We start from the raw sequence: 13,413 nt of genomic DNA, 5'->3' as shown, positions 1-13,413 counted from the left end.
GCAGACGGATTGAACGCGTGGGCAGGAAACCTGCCCACCCTACGCCTGCTCATCGGCCGCCACGAACTGCAGGCGGTACAGGTTCGCATACATCCCGTTCGCATCGAGCAGTTCGGCATGGGTGCCCTGCTCGACGATGCGGCCGTGTTCCATCACCACGATGCGGTCGGCCCGCTCGATGGTCGACAGCCGGTGCGCGATCACGATCGTGGTGCGGCCCGCCATCAGGGTTTCCAGCGCCGCCTGCACCGCGCGTTCGGACTCGTTGTCCAGCGCCGAGGTGGCTTCGTCCAGCAGCAGGATCGGCGCATCCTTGTAGATCGCGCGCGCGATCGCCACGCGCTGGCGCTGGCCGCCCGACAGGCGCATGCCGTTTTCGCCGATGCGTGTCTCCACGCCCTGTTCCAGCTTGGCCACCACATCCGTCAGGTGCGCCGCCTTCACCGCCGCCGCCAGGCGCTCGTAGTCGATCTTTTCCACGCCATACGCGATGTTGGAAGCCAGCGTGTCGTCGAACAGCACCACGTTCTGGCTTACCATGGCCAGCTGGGCGCGCAGGCTGGCCAGCCTCACGTCCTGATAGGGAATGCCGTCGATCAGCAGGCGTCCTTCCTGCGGGTCGTAGAAGCGCGTCACCAGGTTGACAAACGTGGACTTGCCGCCGCCCGAGACCCCCACCAGGGCCACGGTCTGCCCCGGCAGCACGTCCAGCGTCACGCCGGTCAGCGCCGGGTTGTGCGCTTCCGGATAGCGGAAGCCGACGTTCTCGAAGCGCAGGTGGCCCTGCACGCGTCCCAGCTCGCGGGTGCCGGTGTCGGCTTCTGGCGGCGAGTCGATCATGTTGAACACCGTCTCGGCGGCCGTCATCCCGCGCTGCATCGGGCCGTTGACCTCGGCCAGCGATTTCAGGGGTGTGAGCAGCATCAGCATGTAGGTCACGAACTGGACGAACTCGCCCTGCGTCAGGTCGGCCTGGATCGCCAGCACGATCACAAGCGACAGCGCCAGCGAGGTGGCGATCTGGGTCACCGGGGTGGTGGCCGCAAAGGCCACCGTCATGCGCTGCGAGAAGCCGCGCAGCGCTTCGCTGCGGGCATGGAAGCGTGCGCGCTCGTAGCGTTCGCCCGAGAACACGCGGATCACCTGGTGCCCGCGCGTGGCTTCCTCCACCACCTGGGTCATCTCGGCCGTCACGCGCTGGTTCTCGCGGTTCAGGCGGCGCAGGCGGCCGGTGGTGGTGCGCACGATCACGGCGGTGAGGGGCACGACCACGATCGCCACCAGGGTCAGCTTCCAGTTCATGTACAGCAGCGCGGCCAGCAGGCCGACCACGACCAGGGTATCGCGCACGCAGGCCACGAACACCGACTGCAGCATGTCCACCACCTGGCGCACCTCGGCCACCACGGTGTTGATGATCTTGCCGGTCGATTCGGCATGGAAGCGCGCCACCGGCAGCTGCAGCACACGTTCGAACACCATCGCGCGCAGGTCGTTCAGCACGCGGCTGGTGACCCAGTTGTTCAGGTAGGCGGTGGAAAAGGTGCCGATCCCGCGCAGCACGAAGATCGAGACCAGCACGCCCGGAATCCACCACAGGCTGAACGGCACCTTTTCCTTGAAGCCGAGGTCGATCAAGAGCTTGAGCGCCCAGCCCAGCAGTGGCTGGGTGGCGGCGGTGAGCGCCATCGACAGCAGGGCCAGCCAGGAACGCGTTTGGTAGGGTTTGACGACCGCCAGCAGGCGTTTGACGATGATTTTATTGTCCACTCTGTGTTTCCATATTGGGGTCGGCCTGCGCGCTCAGGCAGAAGCCCATCAGCAGGGCCACCATGAGCACGTAGAACATGCTTCCTTTCAGCGACCAGAAGATCACCTCGGTCAGGCCGAAGCCGAAATAGGCCAGCACCACCAGCATGCCGGCCATGGCGGGCGCGAACTGCGGCATGCTGCGCCGCGCGCTGCGTCCGACCGAGCGCGCGAAGAACAGGAAGGGAGCCAGCAGGATGCCGGCATAGGCGAGCAGGCCGAACACGCCGCCGGTGGCCTGGGCCTGCAGCACGTCGTTGTGCAGGTGCTCGAAAGGCAGCACCACGTCCTGGATCACGCCCTGCTGCGCCAGCTCCTTCAGCTCGGCGCGCACGCTCAACGGATCGAGCCCGAACAGCGGGTGCTGCGCGATGATGTAGCGCGCGCCCGTCCACAGTTCGAGCCGGATCCCGATGTTCGACAGGGCGCTGCCGCCATCGAGCCAGGTGCGCACGTCGTGCATGCCCTGCCCGACCCGTTCCTGCACCCCGAAGGCGGGAATGAAGAAGGTCGAGGCGAACAGCGCGAAGCTGCCGATCAGGAGCAGGCGCACCGGCCTGGTTTGCAGCAGGCGCGCATAGGTGAGGAACAGGATCGCGGCCAGCACCAGCGCGATCCAGCCGCCCCGGGTGCCGCTCAGGAGCGTGGCGCCGAGCCCCGCCAGCGCGCCCAGCGCCGGCCAGAGCGCCTTGCGGGCGCTATGGCGGTAGTCGATGGCGGCGGCCATCGCCACCAGCGCCAGGGCCAGCGCGATGTCCCCGAAGGTGATGGGATTCAGGAAGCCGCCCGGGCGGTAGATGTCGAGCACGATGCGCTGCCAGGCGATGAAGGGCAGCGCCGCCAGCGCGCCGCCGATCACGCCCCACCACAGCACGGCGCGCGGCGGGCGCGCCAGCACCACCAGCATGGCCGCGCTCAGCCCGAGGAACATGCGCGAAGGCTTGTCGAGATAGTCCCAGCGGGTCTCCGGACGCACCAGCACGCACAGCAGCGCGAACGCGAAATAAAAGCCGAAGGCCGCCACTACCCAGCGGATCTCGCGCCAGTGCGGCGCCATCGCCGCCCAGGCCTTGCGCGGCACGCACAGCAGGGCCAGCACGAACGCGATGCTGGAAAAGCCGATGCCGGAGGGAGTGATGAGGCTAAGGAAAGGGAACAGGAAAACCAGGAAGCCGATCCCACGCTGCATCGGCATCCCGATTTTCGTCTGATTATTGTTCATTCATGTTCTTGTGGGATATTCTTGCAGACCCTGACGCCTTTCCCATGAGCAGAGCCCATGCAGCAAACGATGCAGCCCGGTCCGACCATCTCTGTCGTGATCACCACATACAACCGTCCGGACGCGCTGGCAGCGGTCGTGGAAGCCTGTTTCATGCAGGATGACAAGAATTTTGAAATCATTATCGCTGATGACGGCTCGACTGCCAACACGCGGGAAACCATCGACCGCCTGCGCGAACGGGCCCCCATGCCGCTCAAGCACGTGTGGCAGCCAGACCAGGGCTTTCGCGCCGCGATGGCGCGCAACCGCGGCACCCTGGCCGCAGCCGGCAACTATATCATCTTCCTCGACGGCGACTGCGTGCCGCAGCGCGACTTCATCGCCCGCCACCGCGCGCTGGCGCAGCCGGGCTGCCTGGTCTCGGGCAGCCGCATCCTGCTGAGCCAGGCGTTGACCGAGCGCGTCCTGCGCGAGCATATCGACCTGGCCGGCCTGGGCCTGCCCGAACGCCTGCGCTACCGCCTGCGCGGCGACATGAACAAGGTGCTGCAGACGGTGCTGCGCTGGCCCGACATCGGCCGCGTGCGGCGCAGCTTCAGCTGGCGCCGCATCAAGAGCTGCAACCTGGCCGTATGGCGCAGCGACCTCGAACGGGTCAATGGCTTCGACGAGAGTTTCGTGGGCTGGGGCCACGAAGATTCCGACCTGGTGCTGCGCCTGTTCCATGCCGGCGTGCTGCGCAAGGACGGTGCCCTGGCCACCGAGGTGCTGCACCTGTGGCACCGCGAGGCCCAGCGCGACGAGGAATCGAGCAACCGCAAGGTGGTGCTGCAACGGGCCGTGGACAAGACCGTCCAGGCAGTGCGTGGGCTGCGCGAGCACCCGGACGAAGCGCCTTCTGCCCCGGGCTGACAGGCGGCCTCGCGGTCCACCTGTGAGCCGGACCGGCACTCAGCCAGACAAGCCTTTTTGCAGCAGCTCGGCCACCACCTGGTTCAACTCGACGCCGCGCTCCTTGCTCAGCTCCTGGATCTGCTTGACCAGATCGCTGTTGAGCTTGACGGCAAACGGTACCAGCCCTAGCGCGCGCTCCCGCTCGCGCTGCTCGCGGCGCTCGACAGAAAGTTCCCTGGCCGACGCAGTCGCGCCGAAGGCAGCCCCTTTCGCGCTCATCTGGTTTATCAGTTTCTTCGCGTCGCTCTTGGCCAAATCGGTCTTTTTCATTGCATGCCCTCTTGTCAAAGCTGGATTCTACTCGTCTTCCATCGAACTCCGGCGCGGCGGCGGCGGGACATGCACCAGATGCATGGGCTACGGAGGGTGGATACGCCGGTATCGCAGGTAGGGTGGGCGGCTAGGCCCGGCGCCAGGATTGGTTCGCGGCCCCGATGCCGCCCACGCGTTCAAATCCCCCTCGAGCAGGCAGGCAGGACGGCTGATGACGCGCGGGATTGAACGCGTGGGCGGCGCATGTGGCGCAGATCGAGCACCCGGCCGGGCGGAGCCGCCCACCCTACTGGTCGCCAGCGCCGCATCAGTACTCGACCGCCACGTCCTTCGCCCCCAGCGTCAGCTCCAGCTGGTGCTTGAGCGTATCCGACGGCGCCACGCGCCAGTCATCGCCCAGCTGCAGCGTGGCTTCCACGCCCTGTGGCCTGATGCGCAGGCTGACCGGCAGGCCATCCTGCTGGCGGTAGGGCTGCAGCACCTCGGCCAGCTTGGCCGGATTGAGGTCGCAGGACACATCCATCTCCAGCTTGAAGCCGTACTGGATGCGCGCTTGCGCGATGTCATAGGCCTTCTCGGCGGTGATGCGCAGGCCGCCGTTGAAGCGGTCTTCCGACACCTTGCCGACCACCAGCAGGAATTCGTCTTCCTTGAAGATGTTCTTGTTCTGCTCCAGCAGCTCGCTGTAGACCGTCACCTCGACCACGCCGGTCTTGTCGTCCAGCGCCACGATCAGGATCTTGCCGCGCTGGGTCATCTGGGTACGCACGCCGGTGATCACGCCGCACAGCATGCGCGGGTCGCGCGAGGGTTCCAGGTCCTTCAGCTTGGTCTTGGCGAAGCGCCGCACCTCTTGCGCGTACGAGTCGAACATGTGGCCCGACAGGTAGTAGCCGAGCGCGATCTTCTCTTCGGCCAGCTTCTGGCGGTCGGTCCACGGGGTCGCCTTGACGTATTCCGGCGGGGCCACCAGGTCGGAGTCAATACCGCCGAACAGGCTGACCTGGTTGGCGCTGGCGGCGGCCTGGCCGGCCGCTTCCATGGCGAAGCCGACCGAGGCCAGCAAGACCGCGCGGTCGACGCCGAAGCAGTCCATGGCGCCGGCGCGGATCAGGGATTCGATGGTGCGGCGGTTGATCTGCTTGCGGTCGACCCGCATGCAGAAGTCGAACAGGTCCTTGAACCTGCCGCCTTCAAGGCGGGCGGCGATGATCGCCTCGATCGCGCCCTGCCCCGCGCCCTTCACGCCGCCCAGGCCGTAGCGGATGTTCGAGACCTGCTTGCCGGTCACGGAACGCGGCTGGCCTTCCGGCGTGAAGCGGAAGTGGGATTCGTTGACGTCCGGCGGCAGGATCTGGAGCTTGCACACATCCTTCGCGTCCTCGACCAGGATCTTGATCTTCTCGGTGTCTTCCATCGCCAGCGACATGTTGGCTGCCATGAACGCGGCGGTGTGGTGCACCTTGAGGTAGGCCGTGTGGTAGGACAGCAGCGCATAGGCGGCCGCGTGCGACTTGTTGAAGCCGTAGCCCGCGAACTTCTCCATCAGGTCGAAGATCTCGTCGGCCTTTTCCTGGCTCAATCCGTCCTTGGCGGCGCCGGCGCGGAAGATGGCGCGGTGCTCGGCCATCTCCTCGGCCTTCTTCTTGCCCATCGCGCGGCGCAGCATGTCCGCGCCGCCCAGCGAGTAGCCGCCGACGATCTGCGCCATCTGCATGACCTGCTCCTGGTAGACCATGATGCCGTAGGTCTCGGACAGGATCGACTCGGTGCGCGGATCGGGATAGTCGAACTTCTCGCCGTGCTTGCGCTTGCAGAAGTCGGGGATCAGGTCCATCGGGCCCGGACGGTACAGGGCGACGAGCGCGATGATGTCCTCGAAGCGGTCGGGACGCGCATCCTTCAGCATGCCCTGCATGCCGCGCGATTCCAGCTGGAAGATCGCGACGGTCTTCGCTTCGGACAACAGCTTGTAGGACGGCCGGTCGTTCAGCGGCAGGGTTTCGAGATTGAACTCGGCGTCCTGCGGGTCGAGCGCGCGGATGTAGTTCACCGCCCGGTCGAGGATGGTGAGCGTGGTCAGGCCCAGGAAGTCGAACTTCACCAGGCCCACGGCTTCCACGTCGTCCTTGTCGTACTGCGAGACGACGCCGGCGTCGCCGCCCTGGGTGTACAGCGGGCAGAAGTCGGTGAGTTTACCCGGCGCGATCAAGACGCCGCCCGCGTGCATGCCGATGCCGCGGGTGATGCCCTCGACCTGCTGGGCCAGGTCGAGCAGCTGCTTGACCTCTTCCTCGTTTTCCAGGCGCTCCTTGAGCAGCGGCTCCTCCTCGATGGCTTCGGCGATCGAGACGGGCTTGCCCGGCTTGAACGGAATCAGCTTGGAGATGCCGTCGCAGAAGTTGTAGCCGAAGTCGAGCACGCGGCCGACGTCGCGGATCGCGCCTTTCGCTGCCATGGTGCCGAAGGTGGCGATCTGCGAGACCGCATCACGTCCGTACAAATCCTTGACGTGCTGGATCACCAGTTCGCGCTTTTCCTGGCAGAAGTCGATGTCGAAGTCGGGCATCGAGACGCGTTCCGGGTTCAGGAAGCGCTCGAACAGCAGGTTGTACTTCAGCGGATCGAGGTCCGTGATCTTCAGCGCATACGCCACCAGCGAGCCCGCACCGGAACCGCGGCCCGGGCCGATCGGCACGCCGTTGTTCTTGCCCCACTGGATGAACTCCGCCACGATCAGGAAGTAGCCCGGGAACTTCATCTTGATGATGGTCTGGTTCTCGAACTCCAGGCGCGCCTCGTAGCGCGGGCGTTCCTTTTCGCGCTGCTCCTCGTTCGGATACAGCTGCACCAGGCGCTCTTCCAGGCCCTTCTTCGTCTCGAGCACCAGGAAGTCGTCGATGCTCATGCCGTCGGGAGTCGGGAAGTCCGGCAGCTGTGGCTTACCCAGCGTCAGGGTGACGTTGCAGCGCTTGGCGATTTCCACCGAGTTGGCGAGCGCGCCCGGCAGGTCGGCGAAGAGGATCGCCATCTCTTCCTGGGTCTTGAAGCACATGCTCTCGTTGAAGCGGCGCACGCGCTTGGCGTTGGCCAGCATCTCGCCCTCGGCGATGCAGACACGCGCTTCGTGGGCGATGAACTCGTCCTTGTCCAGGAACTGGACCGGATGCGTGGCCACCACCGGCAGCTCCAGGCGCGCGGCCAGCGCCACCGCGTGGCGCACGCCCTGCTCCTGGTTGGGCTGGCCGGCGCGCTGGATCTCGATGTAGAAGTGGCCGGGGAAGATGCGCGCCCAGCGCTCGGCCGCGCGTTCGGCGCGCTCGATGTCGCCCTGGTCGATGGCCTGGCCGACGTCGCCAAACGCTGCTCCCGACAGCACGATCAGGGCATTGGATTGATCCGCCTCCGGTTCCAGCGTCGAGGTGGACGTGGCCAGCGCTTCCAGCCATTCGGCGCGGATCTCGGCGCGGCCCTTGTATTGATTGGTGAGCCAGGCTTTCGACAGCAGGTCGCACAGCTGCAGGTAGCCGGTGCGGTTCTTGGCCAGGATCAGCAGGCGCGAAGGCTTGTCCCGGTTGTCGTCGTTGGTGATCCAGGCATCGACCCCGACGATCGGCTTGATCCCCTTGCCGCGCGCCGCCTTGTAGAAGCGCACCAGGCAGAACATGTTGGCCAGGTCGGTCACGGCCAGCGCCGGCTGGCGGTCCTTGGCGGCGGCCCCCACGATGTCGTCGATGCGCACGAGGCCATCGACGATCGAGTATTCGGAGTGGACGCGAAGGTGGGTGAAAGTCGGGGAAGTCATCCCCGCATTTTACCCCGGACCGGGAAATCCGATGTTGTCAAAAGGCACGCAGCGCCGGCAGCGCCTAGCGCCTGGTCAGCACCTTGCGGAACGGGCGGAACAGGTATTCACGCACGTTCTGCGCTTCGTCGTGCTCGTCCAGTCCGGTGTCCGGCCACTCGTTTTTCTTCGGAAAATAGGCGGTGCGAAACAGCGTATCCCAGACCGAGGAGAAAGAACCGAAGTTGCGGTTCCAGTGCGGCTGCTCGACCGAATGGTGGATGCGGTGGAAGCGGTTGTCGGCCACGATGTAGCGCAGCGGCCCCAGCGACAGCTTGGTATGCGAATGGATGTACTGGCCCTGGGCGCCGATCAAGAGCCAGGCGATCAGGGGCACGAAGCCCGGGTCGACCCGGATCAGGAGACTCATCGGGATGATGATGAAGGGGATGCGGAAGATTTCTTCCGTCCAGTGGTGGTTGCTGTTCCAGGCGCTCATCTCGCGGATCGCGTGGTGTTCGGCATGGAAGGCCCACAGGAAGGCCCAGGTGTGCTGGGCGCGATGGAACCAGTAATAGAAAAAGTCGCTGGCGAGGACGGCCAGGATGGGCGTGACGATCCAGCCCAGCACGGTCACGAACTTGTTGTCGGATGCAAAGTACTCGCCCAGGCTGATCACCACCAGCGGTTGCACGCCCAGCTTGTTCCAGAGGGCGTTGAAGGCGGTGAGGAAGGCAACCGTGATCACGATGTACACGGACCACAGCAGCGCGCCGCGCAGGCGCGATTTCATCGAATACTTGTTCCAGCCGAAGGCGAGCTCGAGTACGAGCAAGAGCATGGAGGCGGTGAGAATGCGCCATCCATAGTCGAGCATGCCCTTGCCGGCCAGTGTCAGATACTCCATCGCGTGCGTCGATTGTTCAGTAAATGGCGGACATCATAGCCGAAACCGGGCTTGTAGGGTGGGCGGGTCTTCCCGCCCACCGGTCAGCCAGTACATGCCTTGTGGCGATTCATCCCTTGTTGAACGCGTGGGCAAGGAACTTGCCCACCCTACGACACCACGGCCGGTACGGCCAGGCGCCCCGCACCATAACTGCGGCGCATGCGCAGGAAGGGTTCCTCGACGATGTGGTAGCTCAGCGTGGCCAGCGCCCAGGTGGCGCCATAGGCCACCGCCAGCATGATCAGGCCGTCGACCCAGGGCGTGCCGGTCGGCGCAACCAGGCCAACCCGGGTGGCGAAGATGTGGAGCAGGCCCATGTGCAGAAGGTAGAACGAGAAACTGACCTTGCCGCCCTGGCTCAGCGCCCGCTCGAGCACCCCAGGCAGGCGCGGCGCAAAGGCGACCCAGGACAGGATCAGGGCGGCCCAGCCGGCGCTTTCCAGCAGCGACCACCAGATCCAGAACGCCGACCTGGGGGTGGCGCCGAACGGCGCGACGCGGTGCATCAGCGCCGTGTCCCACAGTACCAGGGCCACGCTGGCCAGCAGCAGCAGCGGCGCCAGGCGCGCCAGCTGGACGCGCCAGCGCTGGTGCAGCACGGCCGCCGCCATGCCGATCAGGAACTGGTCGAAGCGCCCGACCCAGGTACTGAAATACATCAGGGTGCTGTTATCGTTGACGGTATAGGCGGCCAGCTTGAAAAAGGCCATCAGCACCAGCCAGCCGCCCAGGTAGGCGATGCCGCGCTCGAGCGTGAAGCGGGCCAGGAAGGGAAAGACGAGGTAGAACAGGAATTCCAGCGAAATGGTCCAGGCGGCGCCGGTCACCACCGTGCCCGAGGTCGGTGCCAGGCCGAGATTGGAGGCGAACAGGTACAGCAGGTCGGCGGGCGCGAACTTGTCGCGGCCGATCGAGGTCGCCACCAGGAACACGACCAGGTACAGTGGCACGATGCGCAGCACCCGGTTGCGCAGGAAGTCGCGGTAGACGATCTCGCGTCCGGCCGCGTGCTGGTGCAGCGCGATCTGCATGAACAGGAAGCCGGACAGGGTGAAGAACAGGCCCACCCCGGTATGGCCTTCGGTGACGAGGGCGCTCCAGGGTCCGTCCAGCCGGATGCCGCCACTGCCGGCGTATTCGAGGTGGAAGTGGAACAGGAAAACCAGGGTGGCGGCCAGCCAGCGCAGCTGGTCGAGGCGGGGATTGTATTGGATGTTCAGCGAATGCATGGCGGGTCCGGCCTGTTGTTATGTGGTATGGCCTGTTGTTCTCGTTCATCCATTCTACTGCGAAACAATGCCCTTTCCCCTCTTCCTGGGCCGAATCAGCACCTGCTGTCTTATAATAGCCGGCTGTCCCACCCGTTTTGTCTCTTCGCCGCCATGCACGTCAATATCGCCGCCTACAAATTCGTCACCCTCGACAATCTCGAAGAAATGCGCCCGCAGTACCAGGCGCTGTGCAACGAACTCGGCCTGAAGGGCACTGTCCTCTTGAGCCCGGAAGGCATCAACATGTTCGTGTCCGGCCCGCGTGAACAGATCGACCAGTACCTGGCCTGGGTGCGCAGCGACGCGCGCCTGGCCGACCTGGAATGGAAGGAAAGCCTGTCGAACGAGCAGTCGCACAAGCGCATGCTGGTGAAGATCAAGAAAGAGATCATCACCATGCGCATGCCCCTCATCAAGCCGGAACTCGGCCGTGCGCCTTCGGTCGATCCGAAGACCCTCAAGCGCTGGCTCGACCAGGGTCACGACGACGAGGGCGTGCCGGTGGTGATGATGGAAACCCGCAATGCCTTCGAAGTGGACGTCGGCACCTTCGAGAACACGCTCGACTACCGGATCGACAAGTTCACGGAATTCCCGGAAGTGGCCGCTCAGCACAAGGATGAGCTGGCGGGCAAGACCGTGGTCACTTTCTGCACCGGCGGCATCCGCTGCGAAAAAGCGGCGATCCACATGAAGAACATCGGCTACGAGCGCGTGTACCAGCTCGAGGGCGGCATCCTGAAATATTTCGAGGACGTTGGTGGCGAGCACTACCAGGGCGACTGCTTCGTGTTCGACTACCGCACCGCGCTCAATCCGAAGCTGGAACCGACCGAGACCACGCAATGCTTCGCCTGCCGCGCCGTGGTCACGCCTCGCCAGCAGCTGGCGCCCGAGTATGTGCCGGGGGTGTCCTGCCCGCACTGCGCCGGCGGCCGCCAGACGGAAACGGCCACCCAGGAAGCGCCGGCCGGCGTCTCCCAGGGCAGTTAAGCCGATACAACATCAAACCAATACGGGATCGAGTGCTTCCGCCATGGTCTGCGTACCGACGATCTTCAGGATCGTCTCGTCGATTTTCACCGGATCGATATACAGCAGCCGGGTCTCCGCATCCTTGACTGCGGCGATGTAGTCCACCGCAATCCTGACCTTCTCGCCCTGGTAGGCCAGCGCCTCGCCCACTGTATCGATGTGATCGGTGAACAGCATCGCCACGTCCACCTTGGCGTTGAACGCGACACGGTCCGCGTCCTGCGCACCGGCCGCGATCCCCAGCACCACATTGTCGATACCCAGCGCGCCGGTGTCGAGCGCCCTGGCCCAGAAGTCGATCCCCGCCCCCTCGGCGGCACGGCCGAACAGGTTGTCGTAGATTTCGGCAATCATGGCGCGGTTGTCCAGGCCGCCATACACGCTGCGGTACTCGGCCGAGCTGGCGAAGGCACGAGCAATGTCCTGGATGGCGTCCGGACGGTCCTGCAGGTAGCGGTTCCAGAAAGCGAGCCCGCCCGGGTCCGCCGGACGGCTGAAATAGGCGACGTACAGGCTCTGCACTTCATTGATGTAATCGACGTTCATCACGGCTCCTCGGATTCGATATCAAAAATATACCGTAATCAAGAGCCCGCGTGTACGTTTTCTGCACCAGCTTGTGCCAGATTTATCCAATAAATCAATTAGATAGGCAATAGTTATTGCTGCCTGGAACAACCAACGCCCATGAAGTAAAACGGGCGGCACCAGGCCGCCCGTCATGATCCAGCAGAACGCTCCTTAACGGAAGTAGGCGGCAATCTCCCGGATTTCCTGGGTACCGATATTCCCGGCCAGCGCACGCAGGCGCAGCAGCGCGATCAGGTAGGCATAGCGCGCCTGGGCCAGGTCGCGCTGGCTGGTAAACAACTGTTCCTGCGCCGTCAGCAGGTCGAGGTTGATGCGCACCCCGCCCTTGATGCTCTGCTCGGTCGCCTTCATCAGGAGCTGGGCCGCATCCACCGCCTTGACCAGCGCATCGATCTTGCGCACGCTGCTCTGGGCCAGGCTGTGCGCGCGGCGCAGTTCGATCGTCACCTTGTCGCTGCGCGCATCGAGGTCGGCGCGCGCACGTTCGTAGGTGGCGGCCGCCTGGCGCACCTGGGCATTCACCGCCCCGCCCTGGTACAGCGGGATATTCACCTGCACACCCAGCGCGCGGTTGGTGTTCTGCTCGCCGATCGTGTTGATGGTCTCGTTGTCGCCCTTGCTGTAGCTGGCGACGAAGTCGACGCGCGGGAAGTGCCCCGCCTTCATGCGGCCGATGTCCAGGCGCGCGTTCTCGACCCCAAGGCGGGCCGCGGCCAGCTCGTTGTTGTTGGCCAGGGCCAGCTTCTGCCATTCCTCGAACGAGGCCGGTGCGAGCTGGGCCGGACGGAAGCCGTCCACCAGCCGGTCGAGCTGGCCGGCCGGGCCGCCGATGATGCCTTCCAGGGTTTCGCGCATGACGCGGGCATTGTCCTGGGCCTCGATCAGCATCGCTTCCGCCACTTCCAGCCGGGCCTGGGTCTCCAGCATGTCGGTGCGGGTACCCTCGCCCTTGCTGAACAGGCGCGCGTTCATCTTCTGCTGCTCGGCATACATGTCGCGCTGCACGCGCGCCAGGGCCACCTGGTCCTCGGCGAACAGGGCGTCCATGTAGGCGCTGGTCATGCGCACCGCGACCTCGTTGGTGTCGGCCTCGAACTGCTTGGCGCCCTGGGCGGTCTGCACCTTGCCCTGTTCATAGCGCTGGATCGCTTCGATGTTGAACAGCGGCTGGCGCAACTGTACGACCGAGGAGTGGCTGCTGTATTTCGGATGCGTCACCGACCTGAAGGGCTTGCCGGCAATGGTCTGGATGCTTTCGCGGTCCATCACATTGCGGGTGTTGCTGTAGCTGGCCGACACCGTCGGCAGCAGCGTGGAACGGCCCAGGATGCGGTTTTCCTTGGTCGCCTCGTTCGCATAGTAGTTCATGCGGTAGGTCGGGTCGTTCTTCAGGGCGGCCTCATAGGCCTGCTGCAGGGTGACGGCGCCAGCCTGGCCAGCGCCGGCGGCCGTAGCGGCCAGGACCGCCGCCAGCGCGCAGGCGCGCAGGCGCAGCGATGGGAGAATGCACTGTCGGCTCACG

At 65.0% G+C, this 13,413-nt stretch carries 10 protein-coding genes; 2 read left to right on the top strand and 8 right to left on the bottom strand.

Features of this window, described 5'->3' with window-relative positions; genetic code table 11:
- Positions 1-39: 39 nt before the first annotated feature.
- Together msbA and LE190_RS00420 are read right to left on the bottom strand one after the other, a co-directional pair.
- Complete coding sequence (msbA, locus tag LE190_RS00425) at positions 40-1,770, bottom strand: lipid A export permease/ATP-binding protein MsbA (RefSeq protein ID WP_225236871.1); 1,731 nt, start codon at positions 1,768-1,770, stop codon at positions 40-42.
- On the bottom strand, positions 1,760-3,031 hold the full coding sequence (locus LE190_RS00420; protein WP_225236870.1) for an O-antigen ligase family protein: 1,272 nt from the start codon (positions 3,029-3,031) through the stop codon (positions 1,760-1,762). Before LE190_RS00420 ends, msbA begins: the two co-directional genes overlap by 11 nt.
- A 57-nt stretch (positions 3,032-3,088) precedes the next feature.
- On the opposite strand from LE190_RS00420, the gene LE190_RS00415 reads away from it, so the two are divergent.
- Complete coding sequence (locus LE190_RS00415; protein WP_225236869.1) at positions 3,089-3,946, top strand: glycosyltransferase family 2 protein; 858 nt, start codon at positions 3,089-3,091, stop codon at positions 3,944-3,946.
- A 39-nt stretch (positions 3,947-3,985) separates the two neighbouring features.
- Here LE190_RS00415 and LE190_RS00410 read toward each other — a convergent pair whose 3' ends face one another.
- The 4 genes from LE190_RS00410 to LE190_RS00395 form a co-directional block, all read right to left on the bottom strand.
- On the bottom strand, positions 3,986-4,258 hold the full coding sequence (locus tag LE190_RS00410; RefSeq protein ID WP_225236868.1) for a hypothetical protein: 273 nt from the start codon (positions 4,256-4,258) through the stop codon (positions 3,986-3,988).
- A gap of 310 nt (positions 4,259-4,568) precedes the next feature.
- Complete coding sequence (gene dnaE, locus LE190_RS00405; RefSeq protein WP_225236867.1) at positions 4,569-8,066, bottom strand: DNA polymerase III subunit alpha; 3,498 nt, start codon at positions 8,064-8,066, stop codon at positions 4,569-4,571.
- A 64-nt stretch (positions 8,067-8,130) separates the two neighbouring features.
- Positions 8,131-8,952, bottom strand: a complete 822-nt coding sequence (locus LE190_RS00400; protein WP_225236866.1) for a sterol desaturase family protein — start codon at positions 8,950-8,952, stop codon at positions 8,131-8,133.
- Between the two features lie 149 nt (positions 8,953-9,101).
- A complete protein-coding gene (locus LE190_RS00395) occupies positions 9,102-10,223 on the bottom strand; it encodes an acyltransferase family protein (RefSeq protein ID WP_225236865.1) in 1,122 nt (373 codons plus the stop codon).
- A 153-nt stretch (positions 10,224-10,376) separates the two neighbouring features.
- Between LE190_RS00395 and LE190_RS00390 the strand changes: the two genes are divergently transcribed.
- The gene (locus tag LE190_RS00390; RefSeq protein ID WP_225236864.1) at positions 10,377-11,258 is read left to right on the top strand and encodes a sulfurtransferase; all 882 of its coding nucleotides are present in this window, start codon (positions 10,377-10,379) and stop codon (positions 11,256-11,258) included.
- 12 nt (positions 11,259-11,270) lie between these two features.
- Here LE190_RS00390 and LE190_RS00385 read toward each other — a convergent pair whose 3' ends face one another.
- Both LE190_RS00385 and LE190_RS00380 read right to left on the bottom strand, forming a co-directional pair.
- Positions 11,271-11,846, bottom strand: coding sequence for a DUF4214 domain-containing protein (locus LE190_RS00385; protein ID WP_225236863.1), 576 nt, complete (start codon positions 11,844-11,846; stop codon positions 11,271-11,273).
- 195 nt (positions 11,847-12,041) lie between these two features.
- Positions 12,042-13,412, bottom strand: coding sequence for a TolC family outer membrane protein (locus tag LE190_RS00380; protein WP_225236862.1), 1,371 nt, complete (start codon positions 13,410-13,412; stop codon positions 12,042-12,044).
- Between the last annotated feature and the right edge of the window lies 1 nt (position 13,413).

The sequence above is a fragment of the Massilia hydrophila genome (assembly GCF_020208145.1).
Taxonomy (GTDB): domain Bacteria; phylum Pseudomonadota; class Gammaproteobacteria; order Burkholderiales; family Burkholderiaceae_D; genus Telluria; species Telluria hydrophila.
The sequence above is the reverse complement of the archived record's forward strand: the minus strand, read 5'-3'. Positions and strand labels throughout refer to the sequence as shown.